Annotated in this window: 13 protein-coding genes; 4 read left to right on the top strand and 9 right to left on the bottom strand. The window is 67.1% G+C overall.

Going from position 1 to position 13,296, the window contains the following annotated elements; all coding sequences use genetic code 11:
• Positions 1–12: 12 nt before the first annotated feature.
• The 4 genes from SLQ30_RS17970 to SLQ30_RS17955 all read right to left on the bottom strand — a co-directional run bounded on the left by SLQ30_RS17970 (position 13) and on the right by SLQ30_RS17955 (position 5,197).
• Positions 13–318 (bottom strand): WXG100 family type VII secretion target, encoded by a 306-nt coding sequence (locus tag SLQ30_RS17970; protein ID WP_319446969.1) that lies wholly within the window; start codon positions 316–318, stop codon positions 13–15.
• Between the two features lie 312 nt (positions 319–630).
• Positions 631–1,332, bottom strand: a complete 702-nt coding sequence (locus tag SLQ30_RS17965; RefSeq protein ID WP_319446970.1) for an HNH endonuclease family protein — start codon at positions 1,330–1,332, stop codon at positions 631–633.
• The gene (recG, locus tag SLQ30_RS17960) at positions 1,329–3,563 is read right to left on the bottom strand and encodes an ATP-dependent DNA helicase RecG (protein ID WP_319446971.1); all 2,235 of its coding nucleotides are present in this window, start codon (positions 3,561–3,563) and stop codon (positions 1,329–1,331) included. Before recG ends, SLQ30_RS17965 begins: the two co-directional genes overlap by 4 nt.
• A 2-nt stretch (positions 3,564–3,565) precedes the next feature.
• A complete protein-coding gene (locus SLQ30_RS17955; RefSeq protein WP_319446972.1) occupies positions 3,566–5,197 on the bottom strand; it encodes a DAK2 domain-containing protein in 1,632 nt (543 codons plus the stop codon).
• 237 nt (positions 5,198–5,434) lie between these two features.
• On the opposite strand from SLQ30_RS17955, the gene rpmB reads away from it, so the two are divergent.
• Positions 5,435–5,629, top strand: a complete 195-nt coding sequence (gene rpmB, locus SLQ30_RS17950; RefSeq protein ID WP_319446973.1) for a 50S ribosomal protein L28 — start codon at positions 5,435–5,437, stop codon at positions 5,627–5,629.
• A gap of 92 nt (positions 5,630–5,721) precedes the next feature.
• Here the strand turns inward: rpmB and SLQ30_RS17945 are convergent, their stop codons facing one another.
• Positions 5,722–6,405, bottom strand: a complete 684-nt coding sequence (locus tag SLQ30_RS17945) for a uracil-DNA glycosylase (RefSeq protein ID WP_319446974.1) — start codon at positions 6,403–6,405, stop codon at positions 5,722–5,724.
• A gap of 29 nt (positions 6,406–6,434) precedes the next feature.
• Complete coding sequence (locus SLQ30_RS17940) at positions 6,435–7,193, bottom strand: DUF899 family protein (RefSeq protein WP_319446975.1); 759 nt, start codon at positions 7,191–7,193, stop codon at positions 6,435–6,437.
• Between the two features lie 596 nt (positions 7,194–7,789).
• On the opposite strand from SLQ30_RS17940, the gene gdhA reads away from it, so the two are divergent.
• Positions 7,790–9,139, top strand: coding sequence for an NADP-specific glutamate dehydrogenase (gene gdhA, locus SLQ30_RS17935; RefSeq protein WP_319447289.1), 1,350 nt, complete (start codon positions 7,790–7,792; stop codon positions 9,137–9,139).
• On the opposite strand, the gene SLQ30_RS17930 is transcribed toward gdhA, so the two are convergent.
• On the bottom strand, positions 9,096–10,088 hold the full coding sequence (locus SLQ30_RS17930) for a thiamine-phosphate kinase (RefSeq protein WP_319446976.1): 993 nt from the start codon (positions 10,086–10,088) through the stop codon (positions 9,096–9,098). The two genes, gdhA and SLQ30_RS17930, sit on opposite strands and share 44 nt — an antisense overlap.
• Positions 10,089–10,210: 122 nt before the next feature.
• Here SLQ30_RS17930 and SLQ30_RS17925 point away from each other — a divergent pair, with 122 nt between their 5' ends.
• On the top strand, positions 10,211–10,453 hold the full coding sequence (locus SLQ30_RS17925; protein WP_319446977.1) for an Lrp/AsnC ligand binding domain-containing protein: 243 nt from the start codon (positions 10,211–10,213) through the stop codon (positions 10,451–10,453).
• 60 nt (positions 10,454–10,513) lie between these two features.
• On the top strand, positions 10,514–11,014 hold the full coding sequence (locus SLQ30_RS17920; RefSeq protein ID WP_319447290.1) for a DUF3515 domain-containing protein: 501 nt from the start codon (positions 10,514–10,516) through the stop codon (positions 11,012–11,014).
• Here SLQ30_RS17920 and SLQ30_RS17915 read toward each other — a convergent pair.
• Positions 11,011–12,114, bottom strand: a complete 1,104-nt coding sequence (locus SLQ30_RS17915) for a D-alanine--D-alanine ligase family protein (protein ID WP_319446978.1) — start codon at positions 12,112–12,114, stop codon at positions 11,011–11,013. The genes SLQ30_RS17920 and SLQ30_RS17915 overlap by 4 nt on opposite strands.
• 76 nt (positions 12,115–12,190) lie before the next feature.
• Positions 12,191–13,294, bottom strand: a complete 1,104-nt coding sequence (locus SLQ30_RS17910) for a cystathionine gamma-lyase (RefSeq protein ID WP_319446979.1) — start codon at positions 13,292–13,294, stop codon at positions 12,191–12,193.
• Positions 13,295–13,296: the final 2 nt, after the last annotated feature.

The raw sequence follows: 13,296 nt of genomic DNA, 5'->3' as shown, positions 1-13,296 counted from the left end.
ACATCCCCTGTATCAAATGTTCTCGGCGGCGTTGCGTACAGAATCCGCCGAGGACTCGTCGTGCCGACCGTACCTCTGTGCTGCAGTGGTGAACTTCTTCCCGTGCTCGACAAGATTCTCGCTATGTTTCTTCGTCGCCTCTTGCCATTCGGTAGTCATCGACGCCAACGCCCCGGCAGACTCGCCCACCCAACCGGACTGAGCCGAAGCAATTTCTGTATCACTGTTGGTAAACGCGGACTTCACCGTCGCGGCGATCTCCCCGATCTCAACGCCCGACTGGTGAACCTCAGACGGCTTCACCCTCAGCTCGCTCATACGTGCCCTCCAGCGCCCTCAAACCCGCGTCACCGGCCCCTGATCTGTTCACTTTAACCCCGGCAGAAGCACCCGACCGGCACCAATTCCAGGACAGCCAGCGAACTCGCCGCTCGGGCCGGTCCGGCAGACCAGCGGTGTAAGCGGCATCTTCGGTTAGGTCGTTTCGCTTCGACATGCAGTCGGCGAAGGTGATGGCGAAGGCGTTGAGTTCTTGCCGGACCCGCATAGCCACACCGGAACGTAGCCGAGCGGTTTGTGGAGTTCGATCGGCGGTGGGCGCCGAAAGAACTCCACAAGTCGCACGGCGGCTCACGCGGTCGGGCAGGTGGCTGCGGCCTCGCGCAGCACGGGCGCCGACGGCGCGTCGACGGGCAAACCGTAGCCCCGCAGGACCGCAGCGAACTGCACCGCGTACTGGCACCAGAACGCGTGGTTGGGCGGCATCCAATCGGCCGGCTGCTCATCGCCCTTGTCCTGGTTCGCCTGCCCTTGGACCGCGATCAGGTTGGCTGGATCGTTGGCGAACCGCGTCCTCAGTTCGTCTGTCCAATCCCGTGCTCCGAGATCCCAGGCGAGCGCAAGCGGGACGATGTGGTCGATCTGCACCGCTGCCCCGACCTGGTTTCCCCGGGTGAAGTGGATGACGTCGTTGGTGTACGGGTCGTACAACGTGCCGGTGGCGACCGCGTGGGGGCACCGTTTGATCGAGACATACGTCTTGTCGACGAGGTCTCGATCGAGGATGTCGTTACGCGTGTCGCAGCCGTTGCGGCCGCCGGGTGCGGTGTTGTCATCAGTCCACGAGTCGCCGAAAGCCGCTCTGCGGTAGTCGTGCCCGTGGATGCGCACGGGTATCTCCGGGATTCCCGCGAGCACGTCGGTTCCCGTGGCGACGATCGGCACGTCGGCTCTGGCGATGAATTGCGGCGTGCGCTGACTGACGATGCTCACCTGTACGGCCACGACCAGCGCGAGTACGACGAAGGCGATCAGCCAGCCAAGCTTCTTCACGCCTTGTCCAGGTACTCGACGCGCTCGGATTCGCTGAATGGTGCAGCCAGTAGCGCGATTCCGGGATTGCGCACCAACTGAGGGTCGGCCTCGTACACCGTTTCTGCGAAACTCCTTGCCGCCTCGATGAGCTCGCGGTGCTCCGCGAGCGACAGCAGGCGCAAGGTGATGGGCCGTCCGCTCTGGTTCAGCCCGAGCACATCGCCCTCGCGCCGCTCGAGCAGGTCCAGGTCGGCCAGTTCGAATCCGTCCAGCGTGCTGGCGACCGCCTTCAACCGCGCTGCGGCCTTTGAGTTTTCAGACATCTTGGTGACCAGTAGGCATAGGCTCGGATGCTGCCCGCGGCCGATGCGCCCGCGCAGCTGGTGCAGCTGGCTGATGCCGAACCGGTCGGCGTCCATCACAACCATCATCGTCGCGTTGGGTACGTCGACGCCCACCTCGATGACGGTGGTACACACCAGCACGTCGATGTCACCGGCCCGGAAGGCCGACATGACGGCGTCCTTCTCGTCGCTGGACAACCGACCGTGCATAAGCCCGAGTCGCAGCCCCGCGAGCGCACCGTGCCCGAGGCTTTCGAACAGACTGACGACGTCGATCAGAGGTGGACCGGATTCCTTCGCACCACCCGTTTCGGTGTCGTCGATGCGCGAGGCGACCACGTACGCCTGCCTGCCTGCGGCGACCTCCTCGTGAACCCGCAGCCAGGCCCGGTCGAGCCACCTCTTCTGACGTTCCTCCCTGGTGAAGATCGTGTTGGTGCTGATCGGCTGTCTACCTCTTGGCAATTCGCGCAATACCGACGTCTCGAGGTCGCCGTAGACGGTCAACGCGACCGTGCGTGGTATGGGGGTCGCGGTCATGACCAGCAGGTGTGGCGTGATCCCGCTGATTGCCTTGGCGCGCAGCCGGTCCCGCTGCTCGACACCGAATCGGTGTTGTTCGTCGACGACGACCATCCCGAGGTTCTGGAACTCCACGGTGTCCTGCAACAGCGCGTGCGTGCCGACGACGATGCCCGCCTCACCTCGGGCGACCTCGTCTCGGACCTGCCGCTTCTGTTGCGGCGACATCGATCCCGTCAACAGCGCGACACGCGTCGCCACCTCTTCCCCGCCGAGTTGGCCCCCCAACGCCAGCGGTCCGAGCACGTCGTGAATGGATCTGACATGTTGGGCGGCAAGCACTTCCGTTGGCGCAAGTAGCGCGCACTGATACCCGGCGTCGACCATCTGCAACATGGCGAGCACCGAGAGAATGGTCTTGCCCGAGCCGACCTCACCCTGCAGCATCCGGTGCATCGGCTTGGTGTCGGCGAGTTCGGTTGTCAGCACGTCCAGTACGAGCTCCTGCCCGGCCGTGAGTTCGAACGGCAGCCGGCGCATCAACCCGGCCGCCAGTCCGTCGTCACGCAGCGGTGCGGGTGGACCGGTCTCGCTGAGCCCGCCGTGCCGGCGCTCCACCAATGCCCACTGCAGTCCGACGGCTTCGTCGAATGCGAGCCGCGCCCTGGCCCGTTCGCGGTCCTCCACGCGATCGGACATGTGTATCGCGCGTAGCGCCTCGTCCTCCGAGCACAAATTCCGTTGTCGAAGAACGCTTTCCGGCAATGGGTCTTCGATGGGGTCGAGCACCGCGAGCACTTGGCGCACGCACGCGTAGATGTCCCAGCTCTGCACCTTCGCCGACGCCGGGTAGATCGGGAAGAAGTCCCGCTCGAAGGCCGCCAGCATGTCGGTGACGTCGTCGGCGCCCTCGGCGATCTTGGCCAGCGACTTGCTGCCCTTGCCCTGGCCCGGCCCGTCAAGCACCAGGAAGGCCGGATGAGTCAGCTGCATCACCTGCCGGAAGTACGAGACCTCGCCCGACAGGATCACCCGAGACCCCACCGGGAGTTGCTTCACCAGGTAGTCGGCGTTGAAGAACGTGGCCGTCACCTTCGGCCGTCGATCTCCGAGCGTGACAACGGCATACGTGCGTTGGCGCTTGCCCGGTTGGCGTCGCATGGGCTTGGACACGACGTCGGTGATGGTGTCGACGAACGTGACGTGCTGCCCCTCCTCGAGTTCGAGGTCCTCCCCCTCGCCCCGCACCGTCATGCCGTCGCTGTACTTGCGTGGGTAGTGCCGCAACAGGTCGTCGACCGTCTCGATCCCGAAGTGCTCCGCGAGCGGCTTGGCCGACTTGGCACCGATGACGCGGTCCAGCCGGTCGCTGAGGACAACCACTGCTACTCCACTCCGATCAGCAACGCGTCGCCGCGGTGCCCGGTGTGATAGGTCACCAACTCGGTGCCGAGATGCTCGCGGTGGACGTGCTCCTGCAATGCCATCCCGACGGTCGTGTCGGCGTCCGCACCCGTCAGCACGGTGACGAGTTCGCCTCCCGACGTCAGTAGGAGGTCGATCAGGCCCGCGCCGGCGGTGGCCAAGTCGCCACCAACGATGAGCACTTCGTCGCCAGCGATGCCGAGCCCATCGCCTGGTTTGCACATGCCCGCCCAGGTCAACGCCTCCTCGGTGGCCAGCCGCACCGAGCCGTGGCGGGCCGCCGCTGCGGCGCGCGCCATCGAATAGCCGTCGTCGACGGCCTGGCGGGCGGCGTCGTGGACCGCGAGGGCGGCCAGGCCCTGCACCATCGAGCCGGCAGGTACGGGCACCACGTCGATGCCCCATCCGATGGCCGCGGTACACCCCGCAACCAATTCCTCGGCCGCGACGTATCCATTCGGCAGCACCATGACCTGCGCGGCCCCGACGTCGACGAGCGCCCGCAGTAGGCGTTGTGCACTGATTGCCACGTCCGCCTCGGGCCGCAGCACGTTCGCGCCCTCCCCGGCGAAGAGCGCTTCCGCACCGTCGCCGTCGACGATCGCCAGTACGGCGCGGGCGCGGCTCCAGCCCCCCGACGGCCGCGCCGCCGCGGTGCCGGTGAGCGCCGTCACCTGGATGCGGCTTGGCGCCCCGATGCTCAACGCCGCCTCGACGGCCGCACCCGCGTCGTCGGCGTGGACGTGCACCGAGTAGTGGTCACCCTCGCCCGACGCGGCGATGGTGACCGACTCTCCCAACGTCTCCAGCCGCTCGCGAAGCCGCTCGATGCCGCCATGGTCGCAGCCGCTGAGCAGGTACATCACCTCGAACTGGGGTGGCGCCACGGTGGTGGCCGCCGGCGCGGTATGTGGATTGGCACGCTGGTATTCGCGCCGATGCGGCACCTGACCGGTGAGCGTGGTTGCCATCGCGTCGAGCAGCACGAGGAGTCCGCGCCCGCCTGCGTCGACCACGCCTGCCTCGGCCAACACCGCGAGCTGTCGGGGCGTCTCGTCCAACGCGATCACCGCGGCCTCGCACGTCGCGGACACCACGTCGGCGAGGTTTCTACCGACGCCGGCAGCGTGCTCGGCGGCCCCGGCGGCCGCCGCAAGGACGGAGACGATGGTGCCGGCGACCGTTTCGCCGACGGAGGTCACGACGAGGGCGACCGCGTGCCGCAGCGCAGCAGCGAGCACCTGGCCGTCGACATCGCCGAGCGCGCCGCGGCGTTCGAGTGCCGCCTCGGCGACGACGTCGGCCAGGCCTCGCAGAATCTGCGAGAGAATCACTCCGGAGTTGCCGCGCGCCCCGTGCAGCGCACCCTCGGCGAGCGCGGAGGCCACGGTGAGGATGTCTGCAGAGACGGGCACCCCATCGGTGTTCGCGCACGCGGAACGCATCGTGAACAGCATGTTCGTGCCGGTATCGGCGTCGGCGACGGGGAAGACGTTGAGCTCGTTGATCTCGTCGGTGTGCGCGATCAGTTCGTCGACCGAGGTGTGCGCCCAGGCGCGTAGGGCGGTCGCATCGAGCCGACGGGGCGACATCTCGACCTCCACCCCACCTCCAGCCGCTTTCCGCTGTTCGCGCGAGCGCTCAGCGCGATCCACCAGTAGGCGCAAGCCTAGCGAGCGTGCCTGACACTCCGCTCGCGGCATTCACCGTGGTGGACACCGTTTTGGCGATAGCTGCACTGGCCGGTATCCTGATCAGGTTGTCGGGTCGAACCGTGCCGGTCGCGGCGCACGACCCAGACCCCCAAAGTACTGATTGAGGAGTTCACCATGGCTGCCGTGTGCGATATCTGCGCGAAGGGTCCCGGCTTCGGCAAGTCGGTGTCGCACTCTCATCGTCGGACCAACCGACGCTGGAACCCGAACATCCAGACCGTGCACGCTGTCGACCGTCCGGGCGGCAACAAGAAGCGCATCAACGTGTGCACGTCGTGCCTCAAGGCCGGCAAGGTCGCACGGGGCTAGTCGCTCCACCCCTCTCCCCTCATCGCCGAGCTTGCGGTGAGCTCGCGGTCGTCAGATCGCGCGCTTCCAGCAGCCTCGGCGAGTTTTTTGCGCTAGGGAAGTCGCCAGTCGACCGGCTCCGCACCGAGTTCGGCGAGTAGCTCGTTGGCGCGACTGAAGGGCCGCGAGCCGAAGAATCCACGTGACGCCGAAAGCGGCGACGGGTGCACCGATTCGATCGTCATGCACTTCGCGCCCGTTAACATCGGCTTGAGCGTGCTCGCGTCACGTCCCCACAGCACCGCGACCAGCGGCTGGGGCCTGGCCACCAACGCGCGAATAGCGCACTCCGTCACCGCCTCCCACCCCTTGCCTCGATGCGAGGCCGGATTGCCGGGACGGACGGTGAGCACCCTGTTCAGGAGCATCACCCCGCGCTCCGCCCACGGCGTGAGGTCACCGCTACTCGGCGTCGGATGGCCGAGGTCCGTGACGTACTCCTTGAAGATGTTGTCGAGGCTGCGCGGAATCGGGCGGACGTCCGGGGCGACCGAGAAACTCAGCCCCACCGCGTGGCCCGGAGTGGGATACGGGTCCTGCCCGACGATCAGTACACGCACGCTTTCGAACGGAAAACCGAAGGCGCGCAGTACGTTCGGGCCAGCGGGTAGATAGTGCTGCCCGGCAGCGAGCTCGGCGCGCAGGAACTCCCCCAGCTGACTCACTTGAGGCTCCACCGGCGCCAGCGCGCGAGCCCAGCCGTCGTCGACGAGTTCGGGAAGTGGGCGTGCAGTCACGATGGGTCAACATAGCCGAGCGGAACCGCTCAATGCTGTTCGCCGTGTCGTCCGAGTGTCGTGACGGGCGTCGCGCCGGGGCGGGTCCACTGCGGCACCGGGCGACTGGTCGGGCCCCATGTGGCGTTCCCGTCCGCGTCCGCGCACCAGGACCAGCACGAGTGGCGCCCCTCGGGCCAGCCCTCCGGGTTGTCCTCCCACGTCTCACCGCGGCCGTACGGCGTCATGTCGAGCAGGCCCATGGACCCGTTGACCGGCTCGTTGCCCCGGGCCGTCGTGGCGTAGGTGAGGAACACGCGGTCGCCGTCGCGCAGGTATGAGGTGATCGAGCCCATGCTGTCGCCAACCGGCGCGTCGAGGTCGCGCACCGAGTACCAGGGCTCGGTGTACCCCATGAACTCGACGTAGGGGGCCACTTCATCCCACCGGCCCTCGGTCAGGACGGCGTAGGAGACGCCGCGGGCGTTGAGGTAGACGGCGTCCTTCACGTGCCAGGCCGTGGTGGTGCAGCCCCCGCACTGCCCCTGGTGCGGGGCGCCGTCGTGCCACATGTGCTTGTAGACGATGAGTTCGTCACGCCCCTGGAACAGGTCCAGGAATGGGACCGGGCCGTCGGGCCCCACGACCGCGACCGTGCCGTCGAACTCCACCATCGGCAGCCGACGGCGGGCCGCGGCGATGGCGTCCCCCTCGCGGGTGTGGGCTTTCTCTCGGATAAGGAGCTCGTCACGGGCGGCCTGCCAGGTGGCAAGGTCGACGATGGGCGGTTGGCCGGGCTTGGTCGTCATGCAAGAACCGACTCGCGAACCGGCCCGAACTCATCGCGGCCCGACACCCTCAGAACGACCACCGGTCCGGGGAGCGTATGCGCCACAGGAGCAGTCGCCGCGTGACCCGATTTTATTGTCGGCCACTTCGCTTACGTCGAGGAATGCTGTATTCAACCAATTTTTCGCGCTTAATTGCTCGACGCTCCTTGAGCGTCATTTCGGGCTTCCTGAGTTCGCCACTACGCGACTTACCAGACATTGCATCCTCCCTATTTCTACCCACTTCTGGGCGCAATCAGAATTCGCTTCGTAGCAGTATTCGTCTGTAGCGCCTCACAAAATCGACCATAGCGGCGAGATGGCACGACACCTTGGTTGAACCGGACAATCCACGCCTCCGCCCTTGTCCGCGCTAGACAAGCCCAGTACGAGTGAGGCCACCACCAATGAAAGCAATCGGTTTTCCGTAAAGCGCGCGCGCTCGACGTCCAAGCGAAAACCGCAAGCGCCCGGTCAAGCCATGGACAAGGCCGAGGTCTCGCGCGCACACCGACGCATCGCGGTGCTACTGCCGGGCTCCGGTAAGCGTGCAGCTAGCCTCCTAACCCGTGACCATCACTGCGCTTGACGACAAGTTGCAAGACGTGTTCGAGGAAGTGCTGGGTCGCAACCCCGGTGAAGTCGAATTCCACCAGGCCGTCTACGAGATTCTCACCAGCCTCGGACCCGTCGTCGCGAAGCACGCGCAGTACGCCGACACCGCCGTCATCCGTCGGCTCTGCGAGCCCGAGCGGCAGATCATCTTCCGCGTTCCATGGGTCGATGACACCGGCACACAGCAGATCAATCGGGGCTTCCGGGTGGAGTTCAACTCGGCTCTCGGCCCGTATAAGGGTGGCCTGCGGTTCCATCCGTCGGTGTACCTCGGAATCGTCAAATTCCTTGGCTTCGAACAGATTTTCAAGAACTCGCTGACCGGCATGCCGATCGGCGGCGGCAAAGGCGGGTCGGACTTCGATCCCAAGGGCCGCTCCGACGGGGAGGTGATGCGCTTCTGTCAGTCATTCATGACGGAGTTGTACCGCCACATCGGGGAGTACACCGACGTCCCAGCTGGCGATATCGGCGTCGGCGGGCGTGAGATCGGCTATATGTTCGGCCAGTACAAGCGAATCACCAACCGCTATGAGTCCGGCGTCTTGACCGGTAAGGGGCTGACGTGGGGCGGGTCCCAGGTGCGCACGGAGGCCACCGGTTACGGCGCGATCTTCTTCATCAACGAGATCCTGGCGACCACTGGCCAATCCTTCGAAGGCAAGCGTGTCGTCGTCTCGGGTTCGGGCAACGTAGCGATCTATGCGATCGAGAAGGTCCACCAACTGGGCGGCACGGTGGTGGCCTGTTCGGACTCGAGCGGTTACGTCGTCGACGAGAAGGGGATCGACCTCGAACTGCTCAAAGACATCAAGGAGATCCGGCGCGGCCGGATCGAGGACTACGCGAACACGAGAGGTGGTCCGGTGCGGTTCGTCGAGGGAGGTTCTGCGTGGCAGGTTCCCTGCGACATCGCGGTGCCGTCCGCCACCCAGAACGAACTCGGCGAAGCCGACGCCGCGAGCCTGGTCGAGAATGGTTGTCGCATCGTCGCCGAGGGCGCCAACATGCCGTGCACTCCCGACGCCGTCAAGATCTTCGCGAAGGCCGGCGTGGTGTTTGCGCCGGGCAAGGCGGCCAACGCCGGCGGTGTGGCGACCAGCGCGCTGGAGATGCAGCAGAACGCTTCGCGTGATTCCTGGACCTTCGAGGACACCGAGCAGCGCCTGGCGGACATCATGCGTCGCGTTCACGACCGCTGCCTGTCGACCGCCGACGAATACGGCGCACCAGGCGACTACGTGGTCGGAGCCAACATCGCGGGCTTCACCCGAGTGGCTGACGCCATGCTGGCCCAGGGCCTGGTCTGAACGACTCCCAGCCCGGATTTCCCGACCACGGATTCCCGTCGACGAGCACGCGCGCCACGCCGTCGACGACGGCGCCGATAGGCCGCCAGCCTGCAGGCACCGGTCCGGGGAACGTCGCAACGAGCGCGTGGTCCTCCCCGCCGCCGAACACCCAGTCCCACGCATCGGCCTTGGCCAATTCGGCGGCCGCGGCGAGCGTTTCGCGGTCGGAGGCCAAGGCCGCCCGCGACACGTCGATGCCGACACCGGACGCCCGGGCGACGTGGCCGAGGTCGGCCAACAGGCCGTCGGAGACGTCGGTCATCGCGGTGGCGCCCGCTTCTGCCGCGCCCCGCCCCGCGCCGTAGCACACATGCGGCACCAGATGGCGTTGACGGAGTTCCTCGAAGCTGCGAATATCGTTGGACCACAACGCATATCCTGCGGCTGACCAACCGAGCTCCCCGCACACCGCCAGCACGTCGCCTGGCTTCGCTCCGCTCAACACGACGGCCTCGCGCCCGCCGAGTTCACCCAACGCCGTCACCGCGATCACCCACTGCGGGGCGCTCACCAGGTCGCCGCCTGCGATGCCCGCACCCATGACGCGGGCTTCCTGCCACATCCCTTCGGACAGGGCCAAGACGTCGGCGGCGGCCGTGTCACCCGGCGCGCCGAACGCCACCACGAACGCCGTCGGCGTGGCACCCATGGCCTCGATGTCGGCCGCGTTCTGCGCAATCGCCTTGCGGCCGACGTCCACCGGCGTCGACCAGTCCAACCGAAAGTGCCTGCCCTCGACGAGCATGTCCGTCGACACCACGGTCCGACCGTCGGGCGCCCGCACCACGGCGGCGTCGTCGCCGGGGCCGAGCACCACGGCCTCCGGCTGCTCCTGCCCGGTCACCAGCCGATCGATGACGGCGAACTCGCCCAGCTGCGCCAAACTCTCGGGTTCTTCCGCGGACATCGCACCTCCCGCCAGCTGTCTCCGTGCCCTGAAGGACCGCGCGACCTGCGGTACCTTTGGTCCCTGCGGCGTGGATTCTATGCAGCCCAGCATCTCATTGAGTCGAGTGGAGGAGAGCGCGGGTGGTGGAGGCGTTCATGCTGATTCAGACCGAGGTCGGCCGCGCCGAGGTGGTGGCCAAGCAACTGACTTCGCTACCTGGAGTGCTGTCATCCGAATACGTGACCGGCCCATACGACGTCGTGGTCCGCGTCGGCGCGGCCACGCTCGACGAGCTGCAGGACGACGTCGTGCCCCATGTGCAACAGGTCACCGGCATCACTCGCACCCTGACCTGTCCGATCGCAGGCGGGGGCCAGCCTTAGAGTTGCCGGGTGGCCAGCCCGGAGCAATCAACCGACCCTGACGGACCCCCGCGCACGGTCATGGTCGCGGCCATCGTGGTCGCCGTCGCCGCGGTCGTCGGAATCCTCGTGGTCGCCGCGCTCCACGTGAAGACCCCGGAGCAACATCCCGTCGCCATCGTGTCGATACCCGCTCCGCAGGCCGACGGTGACGCCTGCCGGGCCCTGCTCGACGCTCTGCCCGACCGCCTCGGCGACTACAGCCGTGCTGCGGTTGCGCAACCCGCCCCGGTAGGCGCAGCGGCCTGGCGACCGGATGCGGATGGCGACCCGGTGATTCTGCGTTGTGGACTGGATCGGCCGACGGACTTCATCGCGGGCGCACCGGTCCAGATGGTCGACGCCGTCGCGTGGTTTCACATCGCCGACACGGGCCGCACCACGTGGATCGCCGTCGACCGGCCCGTCTACGTCGCGTTGACGCTGCCCGACGGATCGGGCCCGACGCCGATCCAGCTGATCTCCGGGGCGGTCGCCAAGGCGATGCCTGCCGTCCCGGTCAATCCGGGACCGGCCCGCTAACGCAACCCGGTGCCGCGGGCCAAGGCCGTCTCGACCATGGTCGCCAACAGCGTCGGATAGTCGACGCCGCTGGCCGCCCACATCCGCGGGTACATGGAGATCGTGGTGAAGCCGGGCATCGTGTTGATCTCGTTGATCACCGGACCGTCGTCGGTCAGGAAGAAGTCGACGCGGGCGAGGCCCTGGCCGTCGACGGCCTGGAACGCGCGGATCGACAGCTGGCGCACCTCGTGGGCGACCGCGTCGTCGACCTTGGCGGGTACGTCGAGCTCTGCGGCATCGTCGAGGTACTTCGTAGCGAAGTCGTAGAACGCGTCCTCGCGCCCACGCACTCCGGCCACCCGGATCTCACCGAGCGTGCTCGCTTCGATTCGCCCGTCGGGGAATTCCAGTACGCCACATTCGATTTCGCGGCCGGGAACCGCGGCCTCGACGATCACCTTGGGGTCGTGGCGACGTGCGAACTCGATCGCAGCGTCCAGCTGATCCCACGCCGTCACCCGGCTCACGCCGATCGACGAGCCGCCGCGGGCCGGCTTCACGAAGACCGGTAGTCCGAGCCGTTCGCGGTCCTCGAGTTGCACCGTGGCGTCGTTCCGACGGAGCACGACCTGGTCGCCGATGGGCAGGCCTTCGGCGGCCAGCAGCTTCTTCGTGAACTCCTTGTCCATGCTCGCGGCGCTGGCCAATACACCCGCGCCGACGTAGGGCACTCCGGCCAATTCCAGCAGGCCCTGAATCGTCCCGTCCTCGCCATAGGGGCCGTGCAGCACCGGGAAGACCACGTCGACGGATCCGAGGAGTTGCGTCGGCCCCTCCCCCAGCGACAGCAGTTCGCCGCGGCGCCCCGGGTCGGCGGGCAGCGCCAAAGCCGTCCCCGACGAGCCACTGACCTCGGGCAACCGGCCGTCGGTGATGGCGAGTGTCTCGGGCCTGCCGTCGGTCAGCACCCATGAGCCGTCAGGGGTGATGCCGACAGCCACTACCTCGAACCGCTGGGGATCGAGGTTGCGAAGGATGCTGCCTGCTGACACGCACGAGATGGCGTGTTCGGAACTACGTCCGCCGTACACCACGGCGACGCGCGTGCGGGCGGTCACAAGACAAAGAGGCTACCGGGTTCGGTGCGAACATCCCGACCTAGCGCTCTGACCAGGCGTTCCATACTGCACACAGCTACCGCAGGGCCTCGTCGATGTCGGTCACCAGGTCGTCGGTGTCCTCGATGCCCAGCGAGAGCCGTGCGAAGCCCTCGGGCACCGGGTCACCCCACCGCGCCCGACGGTCTACCGACGAGTGAATGCCGCCGAAGCTGGTGGCCGCAACCAATAGCCCGCTGCGGGCGACGAGGTCGTGGACGGCCGCAGCGTCAGCGAGTTCGACGCCGACCAACCCGCCGAACCGCTTCATCTGACGGCACGCGAGCTCGTGGCTGGGGTCGTCCGGCAGTCCGGGGTATCGCACCGCGCGCACTGCCGGATGGCCGCGCAGCATCAACGCCACCGCGAGCGCATTGTGGCATTGACGTTCGAACCGGAGCCCGAAGCTGCCGAGGCTACGCAGCGTCAACCACGCCTCGAACGGGCCGAGTATCGCGCCGGCCAATAGCCTTTCGCGTTCGATCATCGCCATCAGCTCCGGGTGACTACCAGCCACGTATCCCGCGAGCAGGTCACCGTGGCCGGCCAAGGCCTTCGTCGCACTTGCCACCACCAGGTCGGCGCCGAGCGAAAGTGGCTGCTGTCCAAGCGGAGTCGGGGTGGTGTTGTCGACGACGAGCAGTGCGCCCCTGCTACGGCAGCTCAACGCCAACCGGTGCAGGTCGACGACGTCCAACGTCGGATTTACCGGGGTCTCAGCCAGCACCACGTCAGCATCGGATGCGGCATCGCAAAACTCGGCGGCGGTGGCCGCTACAACGTTTACCCCCTGCGGCACAAGGCTTTCCGACGCATAGCGCCGAACCTGGTAGTAGCCGTCTGCGGGCACGACGAGCTTCTTGCCTGGCGTCGCGAAGACGCGAAGCACCGCGGTGATCGCAGCCATCCCCGAGCCGAACGCGAGTGCCGACGTCGCGCCCTCGAGCTCGGCGAGCGCCGACTCCAGTTGCCGCCACGTGGGATTGGCGCCACGGCCGTAGGTGTCCAACGGCAGCGTCTCATCGGGCGAGAGGTGGTAGGTCGACGCAGGCACCGGCGGCGTCGCCACGGGCTGCCCAGGAACGGCGGGCGAGCCTGCGGCCGTCACGCTTCGGGTGGAGTCGCCGTACTGACCGTCCATCG

The organism is Mycobacterium sp. RTGN4 (assembly GCF_033804635.1).
Taxonomy (GTDB): Bacteria; Actinomycetota; Actinomycetes; order Mycobacteriales; family Mycobacteriaceae; genus Mycobacterium.
Note: the sequence above shows the minus strand (reverse complement) of the source record. Positions and strands in the feature narration are given on the sequence as shown.

Coding starts and splice junctions, on each gene's coding strand:
- SLQ30_RS17955 (WP_319446972.1), bottom strand. CDS start 5,197: ATGTCGCCCCGTCGGCTCGATGCGACCGCCCTACGCGCCTGGGCGCAC.
- SLQ30_RS17940 (WP_319446975.1), bottom strand. CDS start 7,193: ATGACGACCAAGCCCGGCCAACCGCCCATCGTCGACCTTGCCACCTGG.
- SLQ30_RS17970 (WP_319446969.1), bottom strand. CDS start 318: ATGAGCGAGCTGAGGGTGAAGCCGTCTGAGGTTCACCAGTCGGGCGTT.
- SLQ30_RS17930 (WP_319446976.1), bottom strand. CDS start 10,088: ATGTCCGCGGAAGAACCCGAGAGTTTGGCGCAGCTGGGCGAGTTCGCC.
- SLQ30_RS17910 (WP_319446979.1), bottom strand. CDS start 13,294: ATGGACGGTCAGTACGGCGACTCCACCCGAAGCGTGACGGCCGCAGGC.
- SLQ30_RS17920 (WP_319447290.1), top strand. CDS start 10,514: ATGGTCGCGGCCATCGTGGTCGCCGTCGCCGCGGTCGTCGGAATCCTC.
- rpmB (WP_319446973.1), top strand. CDS start 5,435: ATGGCTGCCGTGTGCGATATCTGCGCGAAGGGTCCCGGCTTCGGCAAG.